At 59.5% G+C, this 13,437-nt stretch carries 15 protein-coding genes and 1 pseudogene; 14 read left to right on the forward strand and 2 right to left on the reverse strand.

All coding sequences use genetic code 11. The features are described from left to right. Window positions 1-29 precede the first annotated feature (29 nt). The 14 genes and pseudogenes from H8F26_RS04165 to H8F26_RS04230 form a co-directional block, all read left to right on the forward strand. Window positions 30-662: a tyrosine-type recombinase/integrase gene (locus tag H8F26_RS04165; RefSeq protein ID WP_231605455.1), complete on the forward strand. Its 633-nt coding sequence runs from the start codon at window positions 30-32 to the stop codon at window positions 660-662. A 1,206-nt stretch (window positions 663-1,868) separates the two neighbouring features. Next, complete coding sequence (locus H8F26_RS20065) at window positions 1,869-2,078, forward strand: type II toxin-antitoxin system HicB family antitoxin (RefSeq protein WP_197157698.1); 210 nt, start codon at window positions 1,869-1,871, stop codon at window positions 2,076-2,078. Between the two features lie 2 nt (window positions 2,079-2,080). Continuing rightward, complete coding sequence (locus tag H8F26_RS04175) at window positions 2,081-2,308, forward strand: type II toxin-antitoxin system HicA family toxin (RefSeq protein WP_197157700.1); 228 nt, start codon at window positions 2,081-2,083, stop codon at window positions 2,306-2,308. 154 nt (window positions 2,309-2,462) lie between these two features. After that, window positions 2,463-2,753 carry a type II toxin-antitoxin system RelE/ParE family toxin gene (locus H8F26_RS04180; protein WP_197157702.1) on the forward strand — a complete coding sequence of 97 codons (291 nt, stop codon included), beginning with the start codon at window positions 2,463-2,465 and terminating at the stop codon, window positions 2,751-2,753. Window positions 2,754-2,762: 9 nt separating this feature from the next. Further along, window positions 2,763-3,071: an addiction module antidote protein gene (locus H8F26_RS04185; RefSeq protein WP_197157703.1), complete on the forward strand. Its 309-nt coding sequence runs from the start codon at window positions 2,763-2,765 to the stop codon at window positions 3,069-3,071. 153 nt (window positions 3,072-3,224) lie between these two features. Next, the gene (locus H8F26_RS04190) at window positions 3,225-3,464 is read left to right on the forward strand and encodes an AbrB/MazE/SpoVT family DNA-binding domain-containing protein (protein WP_231605456.1); all 240 of its coding nucleotides are present in this window, start codon (window positions 3,225-3,227) and stop codon (window positions 3,462-3,464) included. Next, window positions 3,458-3,793 (forward strand): type II toxin-antitoxin system PemK/MazF family toxin, encoded by a 336-nt coding sequence (locus tag H8F26_RS04195; protein ID WP_197157707.1) that lies wholly within the window; start codon window positions 3,458-3,460, stop codon window positions 3,791-3,793. The genes H8F26_RS04190 and H8F26_RS04195 overlap by 7 nt, the downstream gene beginning before the upstream one ends. Window positions 3,794-3,922: 129 nt before the next feature. Continuing rightward, window positions 3,923-4,612, forward strand: a complete 690-nt coding sequence (locus tag H8F26_RS04200; protein ID WP_231605457.1) for a DUF1254 domain-containing protein — start codon at window positions 3,923-3,925, stop codon at window positions 4,610-4,612. Then, the gene (locus H8F26_RS19835; protein ID WP_197154053.1) at window positions 4,561-5,190 is read left to right on the forward strand and encodes an ISAs1 family transposase; all 630 of its coding nucleotides are present in this window, start codon (window positions 4,561-4,563) and stop codon (window positions 5,188-5,190) included. The genes H8F26_RS04200 and H8F26_RS19835 overlap by 52 nt, the downstream gene beginning before the upstream one ends. Continuing rightward, window positions 5,187-5,726 (forward strand): ISAs1 family transposase, encoded by a 540-nt coding sequence (locus H8F26_RS19840; protein WP_197158971.1) that lies wholly within the window; start codon window positions 5,187-5,189, stop codon window positions 5,724-5,726. The genes H8F26_RS19835 and H8F26_RS19840 overlap by 4 nt, the downstream gene beginning before the upstream one ends. A gap of 64 nt (window positions 5,727-5,790) precedes the next feature. Next, window positions 5,791-6,741: a DUF1254 domain-containing protein gene (locus H8F26_RS04215; protein WP_231605458.1), complete on the forward strand. Its 951-nt coding sequence runs from the start codon at window positions 5,791-5,793 to the stop codon at window positions 6,739-6,741. Window positions 6,742-6,785: 44 nt separating this feature from the next. Beyond that, window positions 6,786-8,306 carry a DUF1254 domain-containing protein gene (locus tag H8F26_RS04220; RefSeq protein ID WP_197157709.1) on the forward strand — a complete coding sequence of 507 codons (1,521 nt, stop codon included), beginning with the start codon at window positions 6,786-6,788 and terminating at the stop codon, window positions 8,304-8,306. Window positions 8,307-9,140: 834 nt separating this feature from the next. Next, the gene (locus H8F26_RS04225) at window positions 9,141-9,743 is read left to right on the forward strand and encodes a CatB-related O-acetyltransferase (protein WP_197157711.1); all 603 of its coding nucleotides are present in this window, start codon (window positions 9,141-9,143) and stop codon (window positions 9,741-9,743) included. Window positions 9,744-9,831: 88 nt separating this feature from the next. Then, window positions 9,832-10,083 (forward strand): annotated as a pseudogene (locus tag H8F26_RS04230) (transposase); the annotation flags it as partial. 168 nt (window positions 10,084-10,251) lie between these two features. On the opposite strand, the gene H8F26_RS04235 reads toward H8F26_RS04230, so the two are convergent. Continuing rightward, the gene (locus tag H8F26_RS04235; RefSeq protein ID WP_197153750.1) at window positions 10,252-11,742 is read right to left on the reverse strand and encodes an IS66 family transposase; all 1,491 of its coding nucleotides are present in this window, start codon (window positions 11,740-11,742) and stop codon (window positions 10,252-10,254) included. 341 nt (window positions 11,743-12,083) lie between these two features. Next, the gene (locus H8F26_RS04240; protein ID WP_197154771.1) at window positions 12,084-13,319 is read right to left on the reverse strand and encodes an IS256 family transposase; all 1,236 of its coding nucleotides are present in this window, start codon (window positions 13,317-13,319) and stop codon (window positions 12,084-12,086) included. Window positions 13,320-13,437: the final 118 nt, after the last annotated feature.

Consider the following 13,437-nt stretch of genomic DNA (forward strand, 5'->3'; position numbering starts at 1 on the left):
CACGATCAGCACCTATCTATTCCCAATGGGTGAAACGATTTCTGCACTTTCACGGGATGCGCCATCCGCGTGAGATGGGCGGTGATGTGGGCAACCTGGAGGGAGTGGTCCGTGCCAGGCAGCCCAAGCGGCTACCGGTGGTGTTCACGGTGGCGGAGACGAAGGCTGTGCTGCAACAACTCGAGGGCACCGAACAACTCGTGGCGCAGATGCTGTATGGCGGCGGCCTGAGGCTCATGGAAGCCCTGCGGCTCCGGGTCCAGGACGTGGACTTCGAGGCCAGGCACGTGACCGTTCGCAGCGGCAAAGGGGACAAGGACCGGATCACCGTGCATCCAACCAGCCTCGCGGAGCCATTGCAGGCGCATCTACAGGCGGTGCGACAGATTCACCGTGCAGACCTGGAAGCAGGCCGCCACCAAATCGACCCATCCGTGATCCAGAAGGCCGTGAAGCGGGCGATCCTGCGTGCCGGCATCAGCAAGGCGGCCAGCTGCCACACCTTTCGCCACTCGTTTGCGACTCATCTACTGGAGCGCGGCCAGGATATCCGCACGATCCAGGAATTGCTTGGGCACAGCGACGTGAAGACCACGATGATCTATACACATGTACTGAATCGAGGCCCTTGCGGGGTGATGAGCCCCGTCGACCTTTTGTAGCGGCCCAAACATTTGGCTCTCGGACCCGCCCAAGTTCCCGTCAGCGATAGAGCAATGCCAGAAAGGGCCTTATGCTGGAACGCATTTCAGCCATCGCCTTGGGAGACTTAGGGCTCGTATGCAGCCGCAGGCACTGAGCAGGGAGGGGATACCGGACCCGCCGAAATACAGTTATCATTACCTTGGCTAGAGAGCAGCAAGCATGAGCGTACTTTCCAAAACCTATATGGTTTTAGATCTCACACTCACAGACGGTGACGTCAAAGAGCTTGAGGAATACCTCCTAAAGGTCACCCAAGAATACGCTTCTTTGTTATTCCGGCAGAGCGTAGAGGTCAGAATAGAGTACTGACATGGAAGCTTTAAGGCAGTCCTAACGGTAGCCGGCGCATTATACTTGGCGATCGGCGGCTATGGAACACTAAGATCCGGAATTGACTATATTATAAAGGACGGCAAAGCGGTGAGTGAATATATTCAGGAGACCTTGATTAAGGATGGACTACCCGAGGAGAAGATTAGTGAGATTACGCGTCGCCAGACGACTCCTGAGCGTATCCGCCGATTATGTCGACGAATTGACAAGCATAAATGCAAGTCACTATTGGGTACGGATCGCAGAATACATGATCGCGAAGGAGAGCTAATACGAAATATGGTCGGAAGGGTGATTTCAGAAGACCTTGACAACGAGCTTGATGTAAGGATGTTTATTGAGTCTCTAGATGATGAATACAAGAGCAATGATCTTCTTGACTTTAATGCCAGGAATTCATATTCGGCTCTATCCTGGGTCGAAAGTGAAATCAAGCCCATCTCCTCTGAATCGGATAGCTCCTTAACGCGATTAACCTCATTTGGCTCAAGTCTTCTCGAGCCTCGCGAAGACTTTCGGAAGCCTAAAGCCCCTGAATCACTCAGAATAATTCCCTAAGACTAGTGAGTATGCAGGAGAATAAAATGATTGGCTTAGGTGATTTACCGGCAAGACTTGCGCTGTTTGCTCGGTCAGATGGAAGGTTCTATCTCTAGTTTGCAGGTACTAGTCTATTGGAATTCTAACATCCAGATACAGAAGACGGGTCTAAAGGATTGTTTCAGTGCCGACATACTGGCCCGCTTCTGATCTGGAGCGTTGGCCGGTCCCAGTGAAGAGCTACCGACAGGCTGTGGCGGGGCTATCGTGAGAGGATGCAGGTGACTCCCATGGCAAAGCAGTTCGATGTGGTGGTTGAGAGAGACTCAGAGGGCTTTTATGTTGCGAGCGTGCCCGCTCTAGCCGGATGCCACACACAGGCTCGGTCTCTTGATGAGTTGATGGGTCGGATCAGAGAAGCTATTGAGCTCTGCCTCGAGGTTCAGGACGGAATGGCGGAACAACTTGACTTCGTTGGTGTTCAGCGAGTGACCGTCTAGACGTGTCAACTTACTCCGCCGTCACAGGCAAGGCGCTCATCCTGGCCCTTCGAAGGATTGGCTTTGAAGTTCTGCGAATAAAGGGAAGTCATCATTTTCTGCGACATCCCGACGGGCGAACGACTGTAGTCCCTATTCATTCTGGTGAAACGCTGGGACCTGGGTTGCTTTCCAAAATCCTTCGTGATACTGAGCAAACCAGAGATGAACTAGAGGAGCTGCTTTCTTGAGCGAAGAGGCCGGCCAACCAGCCCCTCGAGTGGACAGGCCTCCGCAAACTATCTTCTTCGACACCGCAGGCTCCCAGCCTGCCACTCAGGGGCAGCGTTAGACAGGCCAGGCAGCCGGTTGCGCCCCTCGTATCTCCTGGGATACAGTGGGAGCATGCTCGAGATCCGGGAGACGTCTGCCTATGCCACGTGGTTTTCTTCCCTGCGTGACCGGACAGCCAAAGCTCGTATCGACATTCGCATCAGGCGTCTCTCCTTGGGCAACCCAGGCGACGTTCGCCCTGTAGGAGAGGGCGTATCAGAGCTAAGAATCCATTACGGCCCCGGCTATCGGATCTATCTGACAATGCAAGGAGAGGCCATCGTCATCCTTCTTGCAGGCGGGGACAAGAGCTCTCAAGATCAGGATATTCGTCTCGCCAAGCATCTTGCTCGCAACCTCTAGGAGACTTCAATGACAAAAACAATCACGACTATCTGGGACCCGGCCGCACACCTAACCACTGCCGATGATGTCGCGGCTTATTTGGAAGCTGCGCTTCAAGATGGAGATCCTCAGCTTGTAGCCGCTGCTCTTGGCGATATTGCTAGGGCCAAAGGGATGAGCCAAATCGCACGTGAGGCGGGTCTAGGCAGGGAGAGTCTGTACAAGTCCCTATCCTCTTCAGGAAATCCAGAATTAGCCACGGTATTGAAGGTTATCTCGGCACTAGGCTTGCAACTACATGTCAGCGCTACTGACAATGCGAAAATGGCTGTCTAACCAGCCCCTCGAGTGGACAGGCCACCAAAAGGAATCAGCTGAATCTTCATTCTTCTTGCCTGCCACTCAGGGACAGCGTTAGACAGAGCAGGGGGATGCGCGGAAGTCGCCACCGTGGCTACAATGTGAGCACGTGTGCTGGGTGTAGTCGTGGTGCGAGCGAAGCTGGTCAAAATCGGCAACTCGAGAGGGATCCGCCTCGCCAAGCCACTGCTTGAGGTTGCGGGGCTCGCTGACGAAGTCGAGATCGAAGCGGCTCCAGGGGTTCTGACCATCAGGCCATCCGCTCATCCGAGGGCTGGCTGGGCAGAGGCGGCATCGTCTTTGGAGCCAGAGGGACTTCTGGATGAAATGAGCGCCACCCAGTTTGATGACGAAGAGTGGTCATGGTGACTGAAGAACACGTCTCAAGAGGCAATATCTTCCTTGTCGCGTTGAATCCCACGCGAGGATCTGAAATCAGGAAGACGAGGCCTTGTGCCGTAGTGTCGCCGGACGAGCTTAATGCTCACCTTCGCACTTTCATTGTTGCGCCGCTCACAACTGGCGGCCATCCATACCCATTTCGTGTGCGTTGCAGGTTTGATGGCAAGGACGGCCATGTTGTGGCTGATCAGCTGAGAGCTGTAGACAGAGACCGTCTAGTCAAGCGGTTGGGGAGTCTGTCGGAGACTACGCTGAATGAACTGCTGAGTGTTCTTCAGGCGATGTTCGCTGTGTAGATGCCTGGCTAACACAGCCATGCACCTGACCCGCCACCTTCAATTTCCCAAAGCCCAACGAGATCCCGAACCAGAAGCTTTCTGCGGGCCGGTGATGGCCAGCGTTAGCTGTCTTTCCTGTGCCAGAGTATGCACACCGACAATCAAGGAGAAAGCAAAACCGTGAACGTCAGTAGAACCCTGTTAAGTATCGCGTCCAGTGCCCTGCTGTTGATGTCCCCATCTGTCGCGGTTTCAGCGGAGGAGCCTAAGTACAAGGCAGACGTTCCCGGGTCGATTCTTACGCCGGACAGCGTCAAGACCCGGCTCGGGACCTTGCGCTTCAAGGATGGCGCACCGGACGATGCGACCGTCAAGACCGTGTACGACAACCTGGATTTCATGCGGGGCGTCCAAGCCTTTCTTGACGGCATGCCAGCGGCATCAATCTATGCGATGTGCAACGGCCTGAAGAAAGGAGCCGGGGTCGACGATCAGACGGTTGGCATTTTCGAAACGCTCATGGACGCCAGGTCGGTTTTTCTGACGGCCCAGACGACAACCTCCTATGTCACCCTCTGCTTTGACCTGAAAAACGGTCCGATCGTTCTGGAAGCGTCGCCCGGCCTGCTCGGACCGCTGGACGACGCCTATTTCCGGCACGTCGTTGACGTGGGCGTAACCGGCCCTGACCAGGGGAAGGGGGCAGGGCCGCCTGAAAGTCCGTCCAGCTTGCCCTTGGCGCCCCTGCCGCGGCCTGGTTTGCTCGCGGGACCAGCCCCTCAGCAATGCCCCAGACCGCTGCTCCCGCTGTTGATTTCAACGCCGATGCCGACCTGATCAGCTTCCTCAAGGCCATCCCCGATGGCCGTTACCGCCGCGGGGTGCGCTACCCGCAGTGGTACCTGCTGCTGGTGGCGGTGCTTGGGATCCTCAGCGACTGCCGCAGCTCCCGCGATCTGGAGGCGTTCGCCAGGCGGCACCGGGAGGTGTTGAACCAGGCCCTGGGGCTGAATTTCAAGCGCTGGCCTTCGGACGCCACCTTCCTCTACCTGTTCAACAAGGCGCACCTGCAGCAGTTCGGCGAGGTGCTCCAGGCCTGGATGATCAGCCATATCCCAGGCGGTACAACGGCTGTGGAGCAGTTGGTGTGCGATGGCAAGACCCTGAAGGGTTCAGCCATCGAGACCGATGACGGCAACCACCGCTTTGTCGCCCAGGTGACGGTCTACGCCCGAGCCCTCGGTGTCGCCTTGGCTCAGAAGGCCTACGACACCCATGAATCGAGCGAGCGAGCAGCGCTCAAAGAGCTGCTGAGCACGATGGATTTAGAGGGCAAGCTGATCCAGGCGGATGCCCTGCACACGACGCAGGCGTTTTTCGCTGGTGCCTCGAGCAGGGAGCCGACGTCGCCCTGACCGTCAAAACGAATCAGCCCAGGCTCCATCGGCAGATCAGCCGCCAGTTCGAGGGAAAACGTCGGATCCCTTTCACTGCAACGGATCAGGAGAAACGCCATGGGCGTGACACGCGCTGGGAGCTCAGGGCCAAGGAAGCCCCCGATCACATCAAGGAAGCCTGGCCGGGCAGCGCCTGGATCGTGAAGCTGATCACCACGACCACCAAGCGCAACGGCAAGCACAGTGTCACCAGGCACTTGTTCATCACGACCGTTCGCACAGCTCCAGAAGGCCTGCTGCGCCTGATCCGGCAACGCTGGAGCATTGAAAACGAATGGCACTGGGCCCGCGACACCCAGCTCGGTGAGGACGCCCACCGCTATACCCATCGCATCGGTGCACCGGTGTTTGCGTTCCTGCGGACCGTGGTCATGAACCTGCTGCGGCGCGGCGGCTACCGCTCGATCCGACGGGGGCTCCGGGAACTGGCTTACGACATCAGAGGGATGCTGGCGTTGGGCGGGGTTCAGCTCGCGGGAGCGAGGTTGGAGTGACTTTCAGGCAACCCTGGGGAAGGGGGGCAAATACCTACTGGTTCCCCCGGGATACAAGGGCGAGTTGCCCAACGAGGGCTATTTCATCGTCCGTTCGCCCACCTATACGGTCTGGCAGTTGACCCGGATCATGAACCGCGATCTTGCGGCGGGCGTGCAACAGGTCAAGGACACGATGCGGGTCTACCCATGGGCGCAGCGTGACAACCCGCCAAAAACAAAGTTCGTCAACCTGTCCGGGCTGAAGTTCAACACGGTCCACGCCAACAATTTCGAGGTCTACGAAGAGCTCAACGCCGTCATCCAGAAGGAACCGGGCGATGCCTTGCCGGCTGAACTGGTCGGCACGCTGGCTTCCATCGGCATCAAGAAGGGCCAGCCCTTCGCGCCCGATGACAGGATGCGCGCGATCCTTACCGACGCGGTCGCGGTCGGCAACGCCACCGCGCGGGCAATCGTTTTCGCCCAGCGCGACAGGCGCGGCTTCTACTACCCGGACCGTCAGTGGAAGACCAACTTCATCGGCGGTAGTTCCGAGTTTTACGACAACGGCGAACGGATGCTCGATTCCCGTGTCCTGTTCCATTACTACGCCTCTGGGATCACGCCCGCGATGGCGCAGCCGGTGGTCGGGAAAGGATCGGTTTATGCCTATGCCGAACGGGACGCCAACGGCGACTATCTCGATGGCGGCAAGACCTACAGGATCACGCTGCCCGCACCGATCCCGATGAAGGACTTCTGGTCGTTCATGGTCTACGACAACCAGAGCCGGTCGATGCTCGAGACTGACCAGAAGTCCGCTGGCCTCGACAGCAACAGCCGCGGCCTGGTGGCGAACGACGACGGCTCCTACACCATCTGGTTCGGCCCCAAGGCACCGAAAGGCAAGGAAGGCAACTGGGTGCAGACCATGCCGGGCAAGGGCTGGAACACCCTGCTGCGCCTCTATGGCCCGCTCCAGCCCTGGTTCGACAAGACCTGGAAGCCGGGCGATTTCGAGCTCGTGAAGTAGGACTGCCGCGTGATGCTCAATCAGGAACGAAACAGGACTCTGACATGAAGACAAGCCACTTTCTCTCGGCCCGCATCGCCGCTGCGGCATGCGCGACCATGCTGCTCGCCTCGGCCGCCAGGGCCGAGCCCAAGTACAAGGCCGATGTGCCTTCGAGCCTGATCACACCAGACAAGGTGCAGACCGAACTTCTCGGCGAGCTCACGTTCAGGGACGGCATGCCCAGCGAGGCCACGGTCAGGAAGACCTACGACTTCATCGACCTGTCTCGCGCCGTCGACGCGTTTCTCAACGGCATTCCGGCCACCTCCGTTTACGCCATGCTGGAAGGTCTGAAGCAGGCAGGCGCGAAACCGGGCGATCTGGTGCTGTGGGAAAACCTCTACGACGCGCGAAGCCTGCTCCTGACGCCCCAGACAACTACGCCCTATGCGTTTGCCGAGATCAACGTGAAGGATGAACCGGTCATCGCAGAGGTGCCTGCCGGGCGTCTGGTCGGTGCTGTGGATGATGCCTTCTTCCGCTGGGTCACGGACCTCGGGGTCACCGGGCCGAACCAGGGCAAGGGCGGTAAGTATGTCTTTATCTGTCCGGACTACAAGGGTCAGCTTCCCGACGGCTATCGCGTCGTGAAGACCCCCACCTACCGCAACTTCATGTTCCTGCGCGCGCTGGTCCAGGACGGCGACCTGGAAGCAGCTACGCTGGGGCTCAGAACGCAGTTCCGCATCTATCCCCTCTCGAAGTTGAACAACCCGCCCAAGGGAAGGGTGGTCAATGCTTCGGGTGCGAAGATCAACACCATCCACGCGAACGACTACGACTACTGGGCGGAGTTGAACGCGGTCGTCCAGTATGAGCCGGCCGATGCCTTCAATCCTGAAGTCGTCGGCCAGTTCGCGTCGGTCGGAATCAAGAAAGGCAAGCCCTTCGCTCCGGACGCCCGCATGAAGAAGATCCTCACCGAGGGCGTGGCCATCGGCAATCCAACGGCCCGATCGATCACGTTCCGACCCCGCGACGAGAGTGCCTACTTCTACCCAGGCAAGCGCCGGTGGTATTCAAGCTTCACGGGTGGCAGTCACGAGTTCATGAACAACGGCGAACTGGTCCTGGACGATCGGATCATGTTCCACTACTACGCGACCGGCATCACCCCGGCCATGGCCAAGCCGGCGGTCGGCACCGGTTCTGTCTACGCCATTGGTGCGCACGATTCGAAAGGCAACTACCTCGATGGCGGCAAGACCTACAAGGTCACCCTCCCGGGTCCCGTGCCCGCCAAGGACTTCTGGTCCTTCATGGTCTACGACAACCAGACTCGTTCGGTACTCGAGACCGATCAGAAGACCGGTGGCCTGGACAGCAACAACCCGTCCGTGAAGGCTAATGCCGATGGTTCTTACACGATGTGGTTTGGCCCGAAAGCGCCAAGAGGACATGAAGGCAACTGGATCCAGACCATGCCTGGAAAGGGCTACAACGTGCTGCTGCGCCTGTACGGCCCGCTGGAACCCTGGTTCAACAAGACCTGGATGCCAGGTGATTTCGAGCCAGTTACGTGAGTCTCCCTTCCAAATCTTGAGTAGATCGATTCTATCGGACAGCTAAGGAACCTCTGGATAACGCTCTCACCGCCCACAGCTGCCGTTGCGGTGGCCACGGCGCTCCGTCGTGCGCTGGTGGCGGTCCGCACCGAGGGCTGCTGCAGCTCAGCCTCGATCAGGGCCTGCAGACCCTGGCGCACCAGTGCAGGGATGAGCTCACCGGTGGAGAAACCGGAGAAGGGCATGATCTGGTCTCAGGAAGGGAATAATGCTCCGACCAGGGTCACAGACCAGCCCACCCATTCCCCCGCAGGGGCTTGGAGGAGAAGACCGCCAGAACCGGCTACGCCTGTGCTGCTCCTCAGGATTGACACCACTCGGCGGGACGCCCCCGCTTGCTGCTGAGCTCGACTGAGATGCCGCTCTGGCTTGGGTTGATGATTGAACTGACTACGGCGAAGCTCGGATGATCGCATTAGCACGCAAGACAGCGATCCTGGATTTCGCGGCTTTCGTAGACCGCTCAACGGTCCGAAGAATCATCAGCCTTCGCAGAGCAGACCGTCGAGACGCGAAGCACTATGCCAAAGCAACAGAAGAAAGGCTGCGTGCAGATCCCAACTCCCGAAGAGGATCAGGCGATTCATGCTGCTACCAAGTCTGATCATGATGCCCAGTCGCTTACTGACAAGCAGCTCCAGGCCATGGTACCCCTGCGCTCATTGTGAGGACGCCCAAAGTCACCATACAAAAAGCAGCTGGCCTCTATCAGGCATAGCCCTGAAGTTCTTCACTATTTCAAGAGCTGTGGCGCATGAAACATTGGCACCCTACCCTCTCGGCCAATGGATCATGAGTGCAAGCTCCCTGCAATCGGGAACGGTCGGCAATAGTCCTGTATCCGTTGGTCGGTTCACATACGGCGTGGAGAACATCCTTGTTCGAGAGTGGGGGGAAGGTGCGGCCTTGAGGATCGGAGCGTTTTGCTCAATATCATCTTCGGTGATGGTATTTCTTGGGGGCAACCATCGTACTGATTGGATCACCACGTTCCCATTCGGCCACATCTTCCAATCCGAACTGGGCGGGGCTGACATCATTGGACATCCAGCGACGAAAGGTGATGTGGTGATTGGGAACGACGTCTGGGTGGGTCACGGCGTGACGATCATGTCCGGAGTGACGGTCGGTGACGGTGCGGTCTTGGCGGCCAACGCGACGGAAACCAAGGACGTACAACCATATGAAATCGTCGGCGGCAATCCAGCTGCCTTGATAAGAAGAAGATTCGACGATTCGCTCATCAGTCTGCTACTGGAACTGCATTGGTGGGACTTGCCGTTGGATGCGATCCGCGAGATAAACGAGAAGTTGTGTGCCGAGCCGACTGAAGCGCTGCTTCTCGATTTAGTCGAAGTGACGAGAGGCTTCAAGAAAGAGAGTCTAGGCCACTGAGGAATGCAGCCAAACAAAAGAGTAGAGTTTCCTGAAGATCAGCAGACCGCTTGCAGTGCAGTTGACCTGGGCACTTCTATGGCGGGATGATGATCAGAGGCGGCGCAACGGTGTAGAGGGGAAGTTCGACCAAGGCAAGCGCCGTTTCGGACTTGGGCTCGTTCGTGAGAAGCTGGCCGAGACCCGAGGTTGCATCATCGCCATGAATCTGTTGGTCATGAACCTCGAGAAGCTCCCAGAACTTCTTTGTGTCTTGATTGCCATATTCCAAGGCGCGTCAACTGCATGCATCGTCTCCAAGAGACACCCCACACTACTCATTTCATCGGGACTGATTTAAACTACGAGCTGAGATGATCACGGTGCAGGCATCTCTGGATCAGATACAGGCCCGAGCAGTAGCTTTTTCTGTATGCGTTCAGGGGTCGGGACGCCCCACCGCACGAATGCAAGCCTGATCGCTCACCGCTGAGCGATCAGAGACTCTTCCTTGTCCTTTCTTCTGCCTTCAGGGATCGCTCAGCAGTGACGGCATCACCCCATCGCGGTGATGGGCGATCCAGGCCTGCTCCAGGAACTCCCAGACATCCCGCCCCTGTTGCCTGAGGGTAGTGGTGACCGTGAGCAGGCGGCTCCGGCAGATCGCACCTTGGCGGGATTGGACTCCTTGACTGATCTTGCGCTGAATCACCGATTGGCGCAGGGCACGTTCTGCGGCGTTGTTGGTGGGCTCTATTCCCTCGTTCTCCAGGAAGGTCCACAACCCACCTGTCACCTTCTGGAGCTGCTGGCACGTGCGCACTGTGCTGGCCCAAGGCGTTCGCTCGCCGCGCTGGTAGCCGAGCTCTACTACCCGCTGCAGCGTGGTCTCAAAGGTCTGGCGGATCGGCCGGCAGCTTTGCTGCAAGGCGGGCCAGTCAATCTTTCCCTCCTTGTAGCGGTGCCAGTGGCCAAACAGCTGCTGCTGCAGGCCCAGCAGCTGGGCTCCGAATTCAGCGCTGGCGCCCGGGCGTTCGGCGATGGCCGTCAGGTCGCGGATCAGGTGCGCCCAGCACAGCTGGCGCTGCTTGGTGGGCAGGTGGTTGTAGGCCGAGAAGCGATCGCTCACCACAATCCCGCCAAAGGCGTTCCCCAGCAGCTCGATGGCAGCGGTCGTCGATCGACTCAGCCCTTGCACAAATACCGTCACCACGGCGGTGACCATGACCCACTGCCAGCCCCGCTTTCCAGTGGGATTGTTGCCGTCGGCATTGCCGGTGGGGGCGCCAGTTTCATCTACGTAGGCCACCGGCTGCACGCGGGCAAAAGCAAGGGCCTCCTGCATGGGCTGCTCCAGTGCTGCACTCAAGCGCTGGCGGACCCGTGCAATCGCGCCGCGGCTCATCTCCACTCCTACCAGCTGCTGGAGCAGGGCCTGGGTCTTGCTGAAACTCAACGGAAAGGCACTGCCCAGCAGGCCCACCAGTGCACTGAGCCTTGGGCCGTAGTGACTGGCCTCCACATCCGCCGGCAACGAGGCGCAGGTGCTGGTGGAACAGCAGGGGCAGACCAGGCGATGCAGCCGGTGCTCGATCACCAGCGGGGTAATCGGCGGGATCTCGATCACCTGATGGCGCAGGGGATCGAGATCCTCTCCCTGGAGCAAGGTGCCACAGCGGCGGCAGGCATCAGGGTGGTGATCCACCACCTGATCCACCCGCTCGATCGACAGCAGCTCTGGTCCGGATCCGGGATGGCCCTGCTGGCCGCCCCGCTTGCGGCCACTGCCCTTGCGCCGTTCTGGCGGCTTAAAACCCAGACCATCACTGGAGGGAGGTTTGGATGAGTTGCGAGAGCTGCGTCCGATCCGCTCACGCAGGTTTGCCAACTCGGTGGCCAAGGAGGTGAGTTGGCCGCGCAACAGCTCGATCTCCTGCTGCTGGGCGTTGATCAGCGCTCTGACGCTGGCGGGAGTTTCCAGCCAGTCGGCTTCTGGAATTCCAGCCGGATGTGCGGTCATCACAGGCGGGTCTCTACCTGAGATGCAACCGGAAATCAAGCTGTCGTCAAGGGTTCAGGCCGCGTCCCTTGGCGTGGTGTAAATCCCGAGGCCCGATTGCCCTGGACTGAGGGAGAACAGGGGTGAATGACGGGCTGTCATTCTCGAGGCGCATGTGCACCTCGTTATTTCACGATGAATCCAGACGATTGACTTGTCAAGTCTTTCGTCTGGATTGCCGATCGGTTGTGGGCTACACCTGCAATCTTGGTCGTGACGTCTGCGGTGCCGGCCCCCGGGCGGTGATCGCCGCCGCTGCGCCCTGTGGGGGCGCTACGGCGCGATCTCCTGGGGCCTGAGGCTCAGGCCGCTGCTTCTTGCAAGGAAGGCTGCGTGGGCAGCTCCGCCAGTGAGGGGATGGCGGCCATGCTCTCGGCGGAGAACATGCGCCGGCCCTCCAGCTGCCAGTGCTCGTCCTGCTCCAGCAGCACAGCCCCCACCAAGCGGGTGATCGAGGCGTCATTCGGGAAGATGCCAACCACCCGAGTGCGGCGTTTGATCTCCTCATTGAGGCGCTCGAGCAGGTTGGTGCTCCAAGTCTTTTTCCAGTGTTGAGGCGGGAAGTGACGGAAGGCGAGCACGTCTTCCCGGGCGTGCAGCATGAGCTCAGCAGCCTTGGGGAAGCGATCCACCAGTGAGCTGGCCAGATCGTCCCAGCGGGCCTCGATTTCGTCCGTTTTCTCCTGGGCGAACACTGAGCGCAAGGCAGCGGTGACCATGCCTTGGTGGGCCTTGGGCACCCGTTGGAGCAGGTTTCTGGCGAAATGGACCCTGCAGCGCTGCCAGCAGCTGCCCTGCAGCATCCGCCGGATCGCCTTGGTGAGGCCCACGTGCGCGTCGCTGATCACGAGCTTGACCCCAGTGAGGCCGCGCTCCTTGAGCGAGCCAATGAACTCGCTCCAGAAGCTCTCGGTTTCGCTGTCGCCCACCTTGATGCCGAGCAGCTCGCGGCGACCATCGGCATTGACGCCCATGGCCACCACCACAGCCCTGGAGCAGACCTGCATCGCCTTGCCGAGACGCCCGTGGAGATAGGTGGCATCGAGGTACAGGTAGGCGTAGCCGGTGGCCTCAAGGGGGCGGTTCAGGAAGGCCTGCACCTGGATGTCGATGTCAGCGCAGATGCGGCTCACCTGAGATTTGGAGATGCCGCTCTGGACTCCCAGGGCGGCCACCAGGGCGTCGACCTTGCGCGTTGAGATGCCGCCGACATAGGCCTCCATCACCACGCCGTAGAGGGCCTGGTCCACACGGCGGCGCGGCTCCAGGATCGAGGGCAGGTGGCTGCCGGAGCGCAGTTTGGGGATGCGGAGATCGATGTCCCCCACCTGGGTGGCCAGGGTGCGCGGCCGGTAGCCGTTGCGGTAGCCGAGCCGCTCCTCGCTGCGCTCATGGCGCTCTGCGCCGAGCACGGCAGCGACCTCCAGCTCGATCAGCTGCTGCAGGCCGTGGCGCACCAGCTCGGGGATCAGCTCACCGGCGCTGCTGCCATCCAGTAGCGGCGCCAGCTCAATTGCGGCACGATTGGACGTGGGCATGGTTCGTCTGGTTGAGGTAGTGCTCAAACCAGGGTCACGGGCCTGCCCACCCCTTGCAACGCTGGCCGCTGAGCGGAACGTCTGAGGTGCGCGCTCAACCCCGGCTACGCCGGGGTTG

Source organism: Synechococcus sp. CBW1006 (assembly GCF_015840525.1).
Lineage (GTDB): Bacteria > Cyanobacteriota > Cyanobacteriia > PCC-6307 > Cyanobiaceae > CBW1002.

Bases quoted from the DNA above. Each gene is read 5' to 3' on its own strand.
- H8F26_RS20065 (WP_197157698.1), top strand. From the start codon at position 1,869: ATGGCAAAGCAGTTCGATGTGGTGGTTGAGAGAGACTCAGAGGGCTTT.
- H8F26_RS04180 (WP_197157702.1), top strand. From the start codon at position 2,463: ATGCTCGAGATCCGGGAGACGTCTGCCTATGCCACGTGGTTTTCTTCC.
- H8F26_RS04185 (WP_197157703.1), top strand. From the start codon at position 2,763: ATGACAAAAACAATCACGACTATCTGGGACCCGGCCGCACACCTAACC.
- H8F26_RS04195 (WP_197157707.1), top strand. From the start codon at position 3,458: ATGGTGACTGAAGAACACGTCTCAAGAGGCAATATCTTCCTTGTCGCG.
- H8F26_RS04200 (WP_231605457.1), top strand. From the start codon at position 3,923: ATGCACACCGACAATCAAGGAGAAAGCAAAACCGTGAACGTCAGTAGA.
- H8F26_RS19835 (WP_197154053.1), top strand. From the start codon at position 4,561: ATGCCCCAGACCGCTGCTCCCGCTGTTGATTTCAACGCCGATGCCGAC.
- H8F26_RS04220 (WP_197157709.1), top strand. From the start codon at position 6,786: ATGAAGACAAGCCACTTTCTCTCGGCCCGCATCGCCGCTGCGGCATGC.
- H8F26_RS04225 (WP_197157711.1), top strand. From the start codon at position 9,141: ATGAGTGCAAGCTCCCTGCAATCGGGAACGGTCGGCAATAGTCCTGTA.
- H8F26_RS04235 (WP_197153750.1), bottom strand. From the start codon at position 11,742: ATGACCGCACATCCGGCTGGAATTCCAGAAGCCGACTGGCTGGAAACT.
- H8F26_RS04240 (WP_197154771.1), bottom strand. From the start codon at position 13,319: ATGCCCACGTCCAATCGTGCCGCAATTGAGCTGGCGCCGCTACTGGAT.